The sequence below is a fragment of the Kitasatospora sp. NPDC048239 genome, assembly GCF_043202015.1.
GTDB lineage: Bacteria > Actinomycetota > Actinomycetes > Streptomycetales > Streptomycetaceae > Kitasatospora.
In genome coordinates this window covers 183311-196846 of record NZ_JBICZP010000001.1, presented here as the reverse complement: position 1 = coordinate 196846, position 13536 = coordinate 183311, and the positions used below count along the sequence as shown (strand labels likewise).

The 13536-nt window shown below is 73.9% G+C and carries 10 protein-coding genes and 3 tRNA genes; 7 read left to right on the top strand and 6 right to left on the bottom strand.

Translation table 11 applies throughout. The features are described from left to right. Positions 1 to 61: 61 nt before the first annotated feature. Positions 62 to 1612, top strand: a complete 1551-nt coding sequence (locus tag ACGFZP_RS00860; protein ID WP_392927212.1) for an LCP family protein — start codon at positions 62 to 64, stop codon at positions 1610 to 1612. Here ACGFZP_RS00860 and ACGFZP_RS00855 read toward each other — a convergent pair. Continuing rightward, a complete protein-coding gene (locus ACGFZP_RS00855; protein ID WP_392927209.1) occupies positions 1609 to 2532 on the bottom strand; it encodes a 1-aminocyclopropane-1-carboxylate deaminase/D-cysteine desulfhydrase in 924 nt (307 codons plus the stop codon). The genes ACGFZP_RS00860 and ACGFZP_RS00855 overlap by 4 nt on opposite strands. Positions 2533 to 2745: 213 nt before the next feature. Next, a tRNA-Ile gene (locus ACGFZP_RS00850) sits at positions 2746 to 2819 on the bottom strand. Positions 2820 to 3009: 190 nt separating this feature from the next. On the opposite strand from ACGFZP_RS00850, the gene ACGFZP_RS00845 reads away from it, so the two are divergent. After that, positions 3010 to 3858 carry a trypsin-like serine peptidase gene (locus ACGFZP_RS00845; protein ID WP_392927207.1) on the top strand — a complete coding sequence of 283 codons (849 nt, stop codon included), beginning with the start codon at positions 3010 to 3012 and terminating at the stop codon, positions 3856 to 3858. Positions 3859 to 3962: 104 nt separating this feature from the next. After that, positions 3963 to 4712 (top strand): trypsin-like serine peptidase, encoded by a 750-nt coding sequence (locus tag ACGFZP_RS00840; RefSeq protein WP_392927204.1) that lies wholly within the window; start codon positions 3963 to 3965, stop codon positions 4710 to 4712. Positions 4713 to 4855: 143 nt separating this feature from the next. Here the strand turns inward: ACGFZP_RS00840 and ACGFZP_RS00835 are convergent. Then, positions 4856 to 4928 (bottom strand) — tRNA-Asn (locus tag ACGFZP_RS00835). A gap of 62 nt (positions 4929 to 4990) precedes the next feature. Further along, positions 4991 to 5063, bottom strand: a tRNA-Asn gene (locus tag ACGFZP_RS00830). 243 nt (positions 5064 to 5306) lie between these two features. On the opposite strand from ACGFZP_RS00830, the gene ACGFZP_RS00825 reads away from it, so the two are divergent. From ACGFZP_RS00825 to ACGFZP_RS00810, 4 genes are all read left to right on the top strand, one after another. Further along, positions 5307 to 5603 (top strand): hypothetical protein, encoded by a 297-nt coding sequence (locus ACGFZP_RS00825; protein WP_392928286.1) that lies wholly within the window; start codon positions 5307 to 5309, stop codon positions 5601 to 5603. Positions 5604 to 5711: 108 nt separating this feature from the next. Next, on the top strand, positions 5712 to 7142 hold the full coding sequence (locus ACGFZP_RS00820) for an FGGY family carbohydrate kinase (protein ID WP_392927202.1): 1431 nt from the start codon (positions 5712 to 5714) through the stop codon (positions 7140 to 7142). A gap of 95 nt (positions 7143 to 7237) precedes the next feature. Continuing rightward, positions 7238 to 8641, top strand: a complete 1404-nt coding sequence (locus ACGFZP_RS00815; protein ID WP_392928284.1) for a glutamate decarboxylase — start codon at positions 7238 to 7240, stop codon at positions 8639 to 8641. A gap of 459 nt (positions 8642 to 9100) precedes the next feature. Further along, positions 9101 to 10165 (top strand): DUF2690 domain-containing protein, encoded by a 1065-nt coding sequence (locus tag ACGFZP_RS00810; RefSeq protein WP_392927200.1) that lies wholly within the window; start codon positions 9101 to 9103, stop codon positions 10163 to 10165. 18 nt (positions 10166 to 10183) lie between these two features. Here the strand turns inward: ACGFZP_RS00810 and ACGFZP_RS00805 are convergent, their stop codons facing one another. Both ACGFZP_RS00805 and dnaG read right to left on the bottom strand, forming a co-directional pair. After that, a complete protein-coding gene (locus ACGFZP_RS00805; protein ID WP_392927199.1) occupies positions 10184 to 11428 on the bottom strand; it encodes an RNA polymerase sigma factor in 1245 nt (414 codons plus the stop codon). A gap of 160 nt (positions 11429 to 11588) precedes the next feature. After that, the gene (gene dnaG / locus ACGFZP_RS00800; RefSeq protein ID WP_392927196.1) at positions 11589 to 13499 is read right to left on the bottom strand and encodes a DNA primase; all 1911 of its coding nucleotides are present in this window, start codon (positions 13497 to 13499) and stop codon (positions 11589 to 11591) included. Between the last annotated feature and the right edge of the window lie 37 nt (positions 13500 to 13536).

Sequence of the window (13536 nt, the reverse complement as noted above, 5' to 3'; positions counted from 1 at the left end):
CACCGGACTGTCCAGACCGGCGCCGCACGCACCGACACGAGAAGACGGGGGCCCGGGGACGATGAGCAGCAGCTCGCGCAGGCGGCGCATCGTACGAACCGCCGTAGGGCTCGCCGCCGTCCTGGTGCTGTCCGTCACGGGCGCCGGGGCCTGGTTCTACCACCGGCTCGACAGCAACATCACCACCTTCGACCCGGGCGGCGTGGCCACCACCCGCCCGCCGGCGCCCGTCCCGGTCACGCCCGGCGCCTCCGTCCCGGTCAACGTCCTGCTGCTCGGCTCGGACACCCGGGACGACGGCAACGCCGACCTCGGCGGCGGTGACGAGGGCGTGGGCCACTCGGACACCGCGATCGTGCTGCACATCTACGCCGACCACAAGCACGCCGTCGGCGTCTCCATACCCCGGGACACCCTGGTGACCATCCCGTCCTGCAAGCTGCCGAGCGGCCGCTGGACGGAGCCGCGGCCGAACCAGATGTTCAACTCGGCGTTCACCATAGGCGAGCTGCCCAAGGGCAACCCGGCCTGCACGCAGAACACCGTCGAGGCGCTGACCGGGCTGCGGATCGACCACACCATCGTGGTCGACTTCAAGGGCGTCGCGGCGATGACCGAGGCCATCAACGGCGTGGACATCTGCGTCCCCAACGACGTCAACTCGCACAACATCCGGCTCAAGAAGGGGCTGCAGAAGATCTCCGGCCAGCCGGCCGTGGACTACCTGCGGGCCCGGTACGGCTTCGGCGACAACTCCGACATCGGGCGGATGAAGCGCCAGCAGGCCTTCCTGTCCTCGATGATCAAGAAGATCCAGGGCCTCGGCTTCTCGCTGCCCACCCTGCTCCCGCTGGCCGACGCCGCCACCCGCTCGCTCACCGTCGACGAGAACCTCGGCACCGCGCTGAAGCTGGTGGACTTCGCCCAGTCGCTGCAGAGCATCAAGCTCTCCGACATCACCTTCGTCACCACGCCCTGGCGCTACTCCGGCGACCGGGTCGCCCTGGTCCACCCCGACGTGGACACGCTCTGGCGGCTGCTGCGGGAGGACCGCACCCTGGACGGGCAGACCACCGGCCAGGCCGACGGCGCCCCCGCCCCCTCCGGGACGCCGACCGCCGCCGCGCCCTCCCCCACCGCGCTGACGCCCGAGCAGGCCGCCGCGCCCGTCGTGGTGGTCAACGGGGTCGGCACCTCCGGCCTGGCCGGCAAGGCCGCGGAGACGATCCGGGCCAAGGGCTTCCAGAACGTCGTCCTGGGCCCGGTCGACGGCGGGCGGCTGCGGACCGAGATCGCCTACGGTCCCGCGCTGAAGGCCGTCGCCGACCAGCTGGCGCCGCTCTTCCCGCAGGCGCGGCTGGTCGAGGAGCCGGGCTCGGAGGACGTCACCATCACCCTCGGCCGGGACTACCACCCGACCGCCTCCACCGGCATCGACTCCCTCGCCGCCGCCCCGGGAGCGGCCGCCCCCGGCGTCCCCACTCCCGGCGGCGCCCCGGCCGCCGCCCCCGGCGCGAGCGCCGCCCCGACCCCGACCGGCGTCCCCACCGGCATCGCCGAGAACTCCCGCAACGCCGACACCGACCCCTGCGCCAACCTCACCTTCGGCTAGGGCCCGTCCGGCGGGTCCGGCAGGCCGGTGACGACCGCGGTCAGCCTGGTCCCCGGCGGGAAGGCCCCGGCGGCGGCCAGGCCGTGCACGGCGGCGAGCAGCTTCGCGACGTAGCGCCGCTCCAACGCGACGCCGTGCCGCTGCTCGAAGCCATCCGCGAAGGCGGCCAGCCCGGCTGGGACGCGGCCGTAGCCGCCGCCGTGGTGGTCGTGGTCGATCCGCCAGTTGTCGAACCCGCGCCCGTACGCGGCCCGGTGCAGCCGCGTCACCTCGCCCTCCAGATAGCCCTCGCCGCCGCGCAGCACGGCCACGCCGAGCGCCCGCGCCCCCGGCGGCAGGCCGGCCGCGATGCCCGCGAGGGTGCCGCCGGTGCCGACCGGGCAGCAGACCACGTCCCGCTCGCCGAGGTCGGGCAGCTCCGCCGGGATCTGCGCCGCACCGATCGCCGCGAGCGCGTTGGAGCCGCCCTCCGGCAGCACCAGGCACGGGCCCCAGCGGCGCTGCAGCTCCGCCTCGGCCGCGCCGCCGGGTGCCCCGCGGCCGGCCGCCTCCCGGTACGCCGAGCGCGACAGGAACGCCAGCTCCATCCCCGCCGCCTCGGCCGCCCGCAGCGACCAGTTGCGCGGGGCCCCGGCCAGCTCCTCGCCGCGGACCAGCCCGACGCTCTCCAGCCCGAGCGCCCCGGCCGCCACGGCCACCGCCCGCAGATGCGTGGAGTACGCCCCGCCGAAGGTCACCAGCCGGGTGTGCCCCTGCTCGACGGCCGCCGACAGGTTGGGGGCGAGCTTGCGCCACTTGTTCCCCGGAACTCCCGGGTGCAGCAGGTCGTCCCGCTTGAGCCGCAGCTCCACCCCGGTACGCGCCAGGGCCTCGTCGGTGCAGTCGGTCAGCGGGGTCGGCAGCCGGGCGGGTTCGAGCATCGGGTCAGGATACGGAACGCGGCCCGGTTGGCTCCCCCCGGGCGGCGCCGCTCGCCCCGCGCCTCTGCCGTGTCCACGGATGTCCACTCGTGGGTGACTCTCGGCGTGGCGGCCGGGCTCCAGCGGGCCCGGTGCTCTACAGTTCGATCAGACCGGGATGCATTTCCCCTGGCCAGAAGCCCTTTTTATCTGACGAACCGTCTGGTTCGGAGGTGGGGCGGGTGGGACTCGAACCCACGACCAAGGGATTATGAGTCCCCTGCTCTAACCGGCTGAGCTACCGCCCCGGTTCGCCGTGCCCGCCGGTCACCCGGTTGCGGCAGCAGCAGACGGCCCCGGAAGGCCGTCCCGGGCAGCATAGCCGGTCGGTCAGCCGTGGTGCGCGCCGGGGGCGCACACGGGTACGCCCGCCATCACGCCTCCCCGGACGGCGCAGGCCCGCTGGCGGGCGGCCAGGGGCGCCGGGAGCCTGGGCGGATGACGGTACGTGAGCTGGCCCCGGTCGGCGCCGCCCTGTTGGCGCTGGCGGCCGCGGGCTGCACCACCGCCGCGGGCCCCGGCGGCAGCACGCCGACGGTGAGCTCGCACCCGCCGTCGTCACCCGCCGCCGACAGCCACGGCTGGAGCCGGGACCGGCTGCGCGGCGCCGCCGCCCGGCACACCGGCGTCACCCGCACCGCCAAGCCCAGCGTCCTCAACGGACTGGTCGGCGCCGTCTTCACCCGCAACGCGGACGGCGACCACTTCTGCACCGCCAGCGTGGTCGACAGCGCCGGACTCAACCTGATCGTCACCGCCGCGCACTGTGTCTGGGACCCGAAGCTCGGCCAGCGCGGCGACCTGGTGTTCGTGCCCGGCTACCGGGACGGCGACGCCCCGAGCGGCGTCTGGCCGCTGCTGGCCGTCACCGTCGACCAGGCCTGGAAGGACGGCGCCGACCCGGACGTGGACGTCGCCTTCGCGGTCGTCCAGGCCCAGAACGGACAGCAGGTGCAGCAGGTGCTCGGCGCGAACCGGCTCGGCGTCAACCGCGGCTTCCGGCTGCCGGTGAAGGTCACCGGCTACCCCGGCACCAGCGACGTGCCGATCACCTGTAGCAACACCACCACCGAGCAGAGCCCGACCCAGCTGCGGATCGACTGCCCGGACTACACCGGCGGCACCAGCGGCAGCCCCTGGGTGACCGACTTCGACCCGGCCTCCAGGACCGGCACCGTGGTCGGCGTGATCGGCGGCCACCAGGAGGGCGGGGACAGCCCCGACACCTCGTACAGCAGCTACTTCGGGGACCGCGTCCAGGCCCTCTACGACCGGGCCACGGGCTGACCGGGCCGGGGGTGGCGCCACCGGGCGCGGCCTGATAGATCTTCCTCACGAACGGCGGTACGCACGACCCGCAGTGCCCGCCCCGAGGACGAGACGGAGACCCGATGGCCTCCCGCCCGGTACGGCCCATGCGCGCGGGCCAGGCGGTCGCGCTGGCGGCCCTGCTGCTCGCCGCCGGCATCGCCTGCGGCGGCGGGGCGGAGCCGGCCGTGACCGCCGGGGTTGCGGCGCAGAGCCCGTCGGGCGACCGGGTCGGCACCCTCTCGATCCGCACCGCGCAGGGTCCGCGGGCGTGCACGGCGAGCGTGGTGCACAGCCCGCGGCGCAATCTGCTGGTGACGGCCGCACACTGCGTGCAGAGCCGCCGGATCGGCCTGCTGGACGGCCTGGTGTTCACCCCCGGCTACCGCAACGGCTACTCGCCCTACGGGAGTTGGCCGGTCCAGTCGATCACCGTCGACCCGCGCTGGGCGGAGGACGACGATCCCGAGTACGACGTGGCCTTCGTCACCCTGCGGCCGGCCGGCGGCCGGGAGGTCGAGGACGCGGTCGGCGGCAACACCCTCGGCACCGGCGAGGGCTTCGGGCTCGCGGTCTCGGTGACGGGCTACCCCAACGAGCGCGACGAGCCGATCACCTGCGCGGCCCGGACAAGCTCGCAGAGCCCCACCCAGGAGCGGTTCGACTGCGGCGGCTACACCGACGGCACCAGCGGGAGCCCGTGGATCACCCAGGGCGGCACGGTGGTCGGCGTGATCGGCGGCTACCAGGAGGGCGGCGAGACCCCGGACACCTCGTACAGCGTCGCCTTCGACGACAAGGTCGCCGAGCTGTACCGCCGGGCCACCGCCTAGGGCCTGCCCGGCACCGGAGCCCGTCCGACCCCGGATCCGGTCGGGCGGCCGGGCCGGAGGTGGCGCAGGCCACACAACACGAAGGCCCCCCGGTCGACCGGGGGGCCTTCGCTCTGAGCAGTCACCGGGCGCACCCGGTGAAGCTCCCGCATTTGGACTCGAACCAAAAACCTGCCGGTTAACAGCCGGCTGCTCTGCCAATTGAGCTATGCGGGATCGCGGTACACAACTGCCGTACCACGGACAGGAGAACGGGCCCGAAGGACCCGCCACCTGAGCTCCCCCAATTGGACTCGAACCAATAACCTGCCGATTAACAGTCGGCTGCTCTGCCAATTGAGCTATGGGGGATCGGCTTCCGCTTCGGCTCCCGGTTCCCCGGGCTCCTCGGCGCTCGCTGCGGGACATACATTAGCGCACTCGGGGGGGTGGTCCGCCAATCGCTTTCCCCCCGGCCGCCCCGGCGGCCCCGACCGGCGCGCCCCGCGCGCGCCCGGCGGAGCGCCCGGGGATGCTGGGGGGCACGGACGGTTCGCCGCCCCGAACTACGGGTAGGGCAATGCGGCAGAGGCCGCCAGGAGAGGGTGGAATCCGATCATGTGGAAGCTGTCGTTGATCGTCGGACTCGCGGCGGGCTACGTGCTGGGCTCGCGCGCCGGGCGCCAGCGCTATGAGCAGATCGCCAAGGTCACCCGGCAGGTCGCCCAGAACCCCAAGGTCCAGGGCGCGGCCGGCAAGGCGAAGCAGCAGGCCGGAGCGGTCGCCGGGAAGGCCGCCGGGGCCGTCGCGGACAAGGTCGGCGACAAGCTGCCGCCCGCCGTCACCGAACGGGTGCCGTACTTCAACCGGCCCCGGGTCGAGGACGACGGCTGGGGTACCTTCCGCCCGTGACGACCTGGTGACGGGCGGCTGTCCGCGGGGGATCCGGCCGCGATACCGAACGGGCAAAACCTGCCCGGTCCGGACGCGTCCGACCGTGCGCTGAGGCATGATCTCGACATGGCCATCGTCGCGGGGATAGACAGCTCGACCAGCCACACCCGGATCGTCGCGTGCGACACCGAAACCGGCGCGGTGCTGCGGTCCGGCAAGGCACCGCACCCCGCTCCGGAGGGCCCGGACGCCCGGGCCGGCGAGGCCGACCCGCAGATCTGGCTGCACTCGCTCGGCGACGCGGCCGCCGGCGGCCTGCTGGAGGGCGTCCGGGCGATCGGCGTCAGCGCGCAGCAGCACGGCATGCTCGGCCTGGACGCGGGCGGCGTACTGGTCCGCCCCGCGATCCTGTGGAACGACCCGCGCTCCAGTGGCGCCGCGGCCGCCCTGCTGGACGCCCTGGGCGGCGCGGCGGCCTGGACCCAGGCGATCGGCGCCGTACCGGGCCCCACCTACACGATCGCGAAGCTGCGCTGGCTCGCCGAGTTCGAGCCGGCGAACGCCCGCCGGGTGGCCGAGGTGCTGCTGCCGCACGACTGGCTGGTCTGGCAGCTGCTCGGCCACCCCAAGCGGCGCACCACCGACCGGGGCGACGCCTCCGGGACCGGCTACTGGTCGCCGATCACCGGCGAGTACCGCCAGGACCTGGTGGAGCTCGCGCTCGGCCACGAGCTGCGGCTGCCCGAGGTGCTCGCCCCCGCGGAGCCCGCCGGGCACACCCCCGAAGGCCTGCTGATCTCGGCCGGCACCGGCGACAACATGGCGGCCGCGCTCGGCCTCGGCCTCGGGCCGGGGGACGCGGTGGTCTCGCTGGGCAGCTCCGGGACGATCTTCGCCGTGCACGAGCGGGCCGTGGTGGACGCCACCGGGCTGGTCTCCTCCTTCGCCGACGCCTCCGGCCGGCACCTGCCGATGGTCGCCACCCTGAACGCCGCCCAGGTGCTCCGCTCCACCGCCGCCCTGCTCGGCCGCGACCTGGAGGGCCTGAGCGACCTCGCCCTGCAGTCCTCCCCCGGCGCGTACGGACTGGTGCTGCTGCCCTACCTGGACGGCGAGCGGACGCCCGCGCTGCCGCACGCGGCCGGCACCCTGACCGGAATGCGGGCCGAGTCGATGACCCCCCAGCACCTGGCCCGGGCCGCCGTCGAGGGCATGCTCTGCAACATCGCGGACGCCCTCGACGTGCTGCGCGTCCAGGGCGTCGAGGTGAAGCGGGTCTTCCTGCTGGGCGCCGCAGGTCGGCTCCCGGCCGTCCGGCAGATCGCGCCGCTGCTGTTCGGCGTCCCCGTCGTGGTGCCGCCGCCCGGTGCGCACGCGGCCCGCGGCGCGGCCCGGCAGGCCGCCTGGGCGCTGGCCGGCACCCCCGAGCCGCCGCGCTGGCCGCTGCCGGAGGCCGTCACCGTGGCGCCCGACCCGGAGCAGGACCTGCCGCTCGGCTCGGCGGTGCGCCAGCAGTACCGCTCCGCCCGCGAGCAGATCCACCCGGAGAGCGCCTAGCTCCACCCTGGCGCGCGGTGGAGATGCGCCCTGCGGTGGCCGGTGGCAGCGTGGGAGGCGACGCGGTCACCGGTAGCGAAGGGCGGCAGGACTTCATGGCGCTGCACAAGGGGGCCGGCGACGACCGCCGGCTGACCATCAGTCCGTTCGTCGGCACGGCCGACCCGCTGGGCCCGATGGAGCTGTCACCGCCGCTGCACCGGCTCGCGGACAAGCCCGTCGCGGCCGACACGGCGTACCAGCTGATCCACGACGAGCTGATGCTGGACGGCAACGCCAAGCTCAACCTGGCCACCTTCGTCACCACCTCGATGGAGGCCCAGGCCTCCCGGCTGATGACCGAGTGCCTCGACAAGAACATGATCGACAAGGACGAGTACCCGCAGACCGCCGAACTGGAGCGGCGCTGCGTGGCGATCCTCGCCGACCTCTGGCACGCCCCCGACCCGGAGAACACGGTCGGCTGCTCCACCACCGGCTCCAGCGAGGCCTGCATGCTGGCCGGCCTCGCCCTCAAGCGCCGCTGGATGCGCCGCAACCCCGAGCGCTACGCGGCCGGCGCCAGGCCCAACCTGGTGATGGGCGTCAACGTGCAGGTCTGCTGGGAGAAGTTCTGCACCTTCTGGGAGGTCGAGGCCCGCACCGCGCCGATGGAGGGCGAGCGGTACCACCTCGGCGCCGAGCAGGCGGTGGCGCTCTGCGACGAGAACACCATCGGCGCGGTCGGCATCCTCGGCTCGACCTTCGACGGCTCGTACGAGCCCGTGGAGGAGATCTGCGCCGCCCTGGACAAGCTCCAGGCGCGTACCGGGCTGGACGTCCCGGTACACGTGGACGGTGCCTCAGGTGCCATGGTGGCGCCCTTCCTCGACCCCGAGCTGGTCTGGGACTTCCGGCTGCCCAGGGTCGCCTCGATCAACACGTCCGGCCACAAGTTCGGCCTGGTCTACCCGGGCGTCGGCTGGGCGCTCTGGCGCGACCGCGAGGCGCTGCCCGAGGAGCTGGTGTTCCGGGTCAACTACCTCGGCGGCGAGATGCCGACCTTCGCGCTGAACTTCTCCCGGCCCGGCGCCGAGGTGATCGCGCAGTACTACACCTTCGTCCGGCTCGGCCGGGACGGCTTCCGGGCCGTGCAGGGGGCCTCGCGCGAGGTGGCGCAGTACCTGGCCGGGCGGGTCGAGGCGCTCGGCTGCTTCCGGATGCTGACCCGGGGTGACGAACTGCCGGTCTTCGCCTTCACCACCACCGACGACGTGCCGTTCGACGTGTTCGACGTGTCGCGCCGACTGCGCGAGCGCGGCTGGCAGGTGCCCGCGTACACCTTCCCCGAGAACCGTCAGGACCTCTCGGTGCTGCGCGTGGTGTGCCGCAACGGCTTCTCGCGGGACCTGGCCGACCTGCTGCTCGGCGACCTCGAACGGCTGCTGCCTGAGCTGCGGAGCCAGCCCGGTCCGCTGAAGGAGCTCGGGGTGCCGGCCCGGACGGCCTTCCACCACTGACGACCCACCACCGACACGACCCACCACCGACCGGCCCGGCGCGGGCACGACCCGGCGCGGAGCGCGGACGCCCGCGGGCGGGTGGTCCCGGCGGGGAGGGCGCCCTCAAGGCGCCCTCCCCGCCGCGCGTCCCTTGATTCGAGGCAGCCTCCCCCCGCGAGGCTGCCTCGATCCGTGGGGGATTCGGGACGTCTGATCGCCGGGTCTGCGAACAGTGCCCGGACGAAGGATCGGGCGCTGAAACGCTCCGACCAGAGAACTTTGCAGCACGGGCACATGCATGTTCGAGCGGCTGACGGGGTTGTGAGACACTTCCGTCCGTCTCAGAGCCATGACCTGGGGTTTGAGACGGTAGGCCGGTGAGGTTGGAGACGCCGAAACGCCCCCACGGCCCCGGGCCGGTGCGCACCTCGGCCCTCCCCGCCCCCCGTCCGCCGTTTCTCACGTTGGGAAGGCCCCATGGCATCCGCCTGGAAGCAACTGCCGGACGAGCTGTCCGGCCCCGCCAGACGTCTGACGGAGGACCTCCGCGCCATCAAGGACGCGGCCGGCCTCTCGCTGTCCGAGCTGGCCACCAGGACCCACTACAGCCGGGCCTCCTGGGAGCGCTGGCTGAACGGCAAACGGGTCGTCACCGAGCAGGCGCTGGAGGCGCTGATCGGGGCGGTGGAGTGCGACGGGGCCAGGCTGCGGGCGCTCTGGGCGGAGGCCTCGGCCCCGGAGGCCGCCGAGGACGCCCCGGCGGCGGACGGTCTGGCGTCCGACGAGCTCGCGTCCGACGCCCCGGCGGCGGACGAGGCCGGGGAGGCACCTGTCGACGAGGCAGCGGTCGAGGAGGCGCCGCGCGACACGCCGGAGGCCTCGGAGTCCGGGGAGGAGCCGAAGCCCGGCCCGGTGACGGGACCGGTGTGGTGGCGTCGGCCGCTGGTGCTGGTGACCTGCGCGGCCGTGGTGCTCGCGCTGCTGGTGCTGGCCGGCGTGCGGCTCTCCGGCGCCGACGGGGACCAGGCCGTCGCCGCCCAGTCCGTCCCGCCCACGACGGCCGCCCCGAGCCCGGCCGCCAAGACCGCGGGCCCGGCCCAGGCGGTGCCCGCCTGCCAGGGCCTCGGCTGCTCGCACAAGGACCCGAAGACCACCGGCTGCGGCGCCGACGCCCGCACCCTGCAGACCAGCAACGTCGGCAAGGTGGTCGTCTACCTGCGCTACAGCCAGAAGTGCCAGGCCGCCTGGGCGGCCATCACCGAGGGCGCGCCCGGCGACGCCTCCACCATCACCAGTGCCTCCGGCGAGTTGGAGACGGCCCTGATCCACTGGGGCTACGACAACTACTCGGCGATGGTGAACGCGGCGGACCCGGCCACCACCTTCCAGGTCTGCGGGCAGCGGGCCGAGGCGAACGGCGGCGGCGGCGCCTGCACGATGACCGTTAGCGACCTGGCCACCCTGGTGGCCTCCACCCCGATCCCGATCGGCCCGGCCTCCCCGCCGCCGGCTGCGGCCGCACCGTCGCCGTCGGCCTCCTGAGCCAGGGCCTGCCCGGCCCTAGTCGAGGTACCCGCGCAGCTGGGCGGCGAAGGCGTGGTCGCGGAGCTTGACCAGGGTCTTGGACTCGATCTGGCGGATCCGCTCGCGGGTCACCCCGAACAGGCCGCCGATCTCCTCCAGGGTGCGCGGGCGCCCGTCGTCCAGGCCGTAGCGGAGCTGGACGACCTGGCGCTCGCGCTCGCCGAGGGTGGCCAGCACCGCCTCCAGGTGCTGACGCAGCAGCAGGAAGGTCGCCGACTCGGCGGGTGACGCGGCGTCGGCGTCCTCGATCAGGTCGCCGAGCGCGACATCGTCCTCCTCCCCCACCGGGGTGTGCAGCGAGATCGGCTCCTGCGCCAGCCGCAACAGCTCGCGCACCCGCTCCTCGGTGAGCTCCAGGGCGGCGGCGATGTCGGCCGCGCCGGGTTCGGTACCGCGCTCCTGGAGCAGTGAGCGCTGCACCCGGATCACCCGGTTGATCAGCTCGACGACGTGCACCGGCACCCGGATCGTCCGGGCCTGGTCGGCCAGCGCGCGGCTCATCGCCTGCCGGATCCACCAGGTGGCATAGGTGGAGAACTTGTACCCGCGGGCGTAGTCGAACTTCTCCACCGCCCGGATCAGGCCGAGGTTGCCCTCCTGGACGAGGTCCAGCAGGGTCAGCCCGCGGCCGACGTAGCGTTTGGCGACCGAGACCACCAGCCGCAGGTTGGCCTCGATCAGTCGCCGTTTGGCGATCCGGCCGATCACCACCAGGGTGTCCAGCTCGCCGGCCAGCGGGTCGGGTGGGGCCGACGCGCGGTTCAGCTGCTCCTCGGCGAAGAGGCCGGCCTCGATCTGGCGGGCCAGCTCCACCTCCTCGGCGGCGTTGAGCAGCCGGATCCGGCCGATCTCGCGCAGGTACTGGCGGAGCAGGTCGGCCGCCGGGCCGGTCACCCCGGCGGGTCCGACCGCCTCGCGGTCAGAGCGGTCCGAGCCGTCCGAGCGGTCCGGGGTGCGCGGGGTGTCCGGGCCGTCGTCGGCGCCGTCGGCGTCCTCCGTGTCCGGTGCCTCGGCGTCCTCGGCGTCCTCGGCGTCCAGGGCGCTGTCGTCCAGGGCCTGGGGGTGGCCCTGCACGGGCACCCGGGCGCCGTCCGGTGGCGGGGCCTGGGCCCGGCCGTGGTCGTCGTCGCGATCCTCGGGGGCGCCGGCGGGGGCGTCATCGGGGGCGAGCGGGTCGGTGGTGGGGCGGGGGGTGGCGGCAAGGCCTCGGTCCACGGGCATCCCTCGGGGCGGGCGCGACTCTGGCGGACCCGCGCTGTACGGAGGTGGGACGCCCTCCAGTGTGCGGCACACCACGCTCCGTGGCCGAGACTCGTGCGCGGACTTTCTGCCGCCCACCGCCTGCCGGGCCGAGGGCCCCGACTGCTCGGCCGGCCGCGGCCTACAGCCCGGCGGCGCCCCGGCTGCGCAGGCCCTGCCCGTACTGCTGGAGCTGCCACAGCTCGGACTGCACCGCGTGCTGCTCCTCGGCCGAGGCCCGGGTGCCGAGCCGCTGCAGGTGGGCGCGGACCTCGTCGACCCGTCGGTCCACCGCCAGCAGGCGCAGCTTGACCAGGAACTCCCCCGCGTAGACCGCGTCCACCTTGCGGCGCGAGCGCACCGGCTCCACGGTCAGCTCGGTGACCAGCGAGCGCACCTGGTCGTCCGGACAGGCCTCGCGCACCGTACTGGTGAAGTCGGCCAGGGTGGCCCCGTACGCGGCGCCGCCGGCCTGGCCGATGGCACGGCGCACGGCCGTGTACGGCGGGGTCGGGAACTCGTCCTCGGCGTAGTGGTCGAAGGCCGGGGCGACCAGCTCCGGGTGCTGCAGGGCCAGCTTGAGCAGCTCGCGCTCGACGAACTGGGCCGGGTCGCGCGGGTTGAGCCGGAACACCGGGCGGGCCTGCTGGACGGGCTGGGCCGGCTCGGGGCGGCGCGGCTGGGCGGCGCGCGGGTTCTGCTGGCGCTCGCGGTCCCAGCGGGCCAGCTGGGTGATCCGCCGGACGACGAACTGCTCGTCGCCCGGGGTCACCCCCAGCAGTCCGGCCAGTCGGACCGCGTAGCCGTGGCGGACGGACTGGTCCTTGATCTTGGCGACGATCGGCGCCGCGGCCTCCATGGCGGCCGCCTGTCCCTCGGGCGTCTCCACCCGGTGCTGCGCGACCGCCGTCCGGAGCGCGAACTCGAAGAGCGGGACGGAGTTCTCGACCAGCGCGCGGACCGCCTCGTCGCCCTGGGCCAGCCGCAGGTCGCACGGGTCCATGCCGCCGGGGCTGACCGCGATGGAGGTCTTGGCGGCGAACTTCTGGTCGTCCTCGAAGGCCCGGAGCGCGGCCTTCTGGCCGGCCGCGTCGCCGTCGAAGGTGAAGACCGTCTCACCGCGGTACTGGGAGGTGTCCATCAGCAGCCGGCGGATGATCTTGATGTGGTCCTCGGCGAACGCGGTGCCGCAGGTGGCCACCGCCGAGGTGACGCCCGCCAGGTGGCAGGCCATCACGTCGGTGTAGCCCTCGACCACCACGGCCCGGCCCGACTTGGCGATGTCCTTCTTCGCCAGGTCGATGCCGTAGAGCACGTGGGACTTCTTGTAGATCGGCGTCTCGGGGGTGTTGAGGTACTTCGGGCCGTTGTCGTCCTCGCGCAGGCGGCGGGCGCCGAAGCCGACCACCTCGCCCGCGATGTCCCGGATCGGCCAGACCAGCCGGCCCCGGAAGCGGTCGATCAGGCCGCCGCGCTGGCCCTGCGAGGCGAGGCCGCCGAGCAGGATCTCCTTGTCGCTGAAGCCCTTGCCGCGCAGGTAGCGCACCAGGTGCTCCCAGCCGACCGGCGCGTAGCCGACGCCGAAGGTCTGCGCCGCCTGCTCGTCGAAGCCTCGCTCGGCGAGGAAGCGGCGGCCGATCTCCGCCTCCGGCGAGCCCAGCTGCTCCTGGTAGTAGGCGGCCGCCACCTTGTGCGCCTCGACCAGGCGGGTGCGCTCGCCCTGCTGGTGACGGGGGCTGTAGCCGCCCTCCTCGTAGCGCAGGGTGATGTTGGCCTGGGCGGCCATCCGCTCGACGGCCTCGGCGAAGGTGAAGTGCTCGATCTTCATCAGGAAGGCGATGGTGTCGCCGTTCTCCTGGCAGCCGAAGCAGTGGAAGACGCCCTTGGCGGGGTTCACGTAGAAGGAGGCGGACTTCTCATCGTGGAAGGGGCAGACGCCCTTGTACTCGCCACCGCCACCGTTGGTGAGCTGTACGTAGTCGCCGACCACCACGTCGATGGGCAGTGCGCTGCGCACCGCCTGCACGTCTTCGTCCCTGATCCGCCCGGCCACCCAGGAAGTCTACGGTGCCGGGAATCGTTTCCCCCCG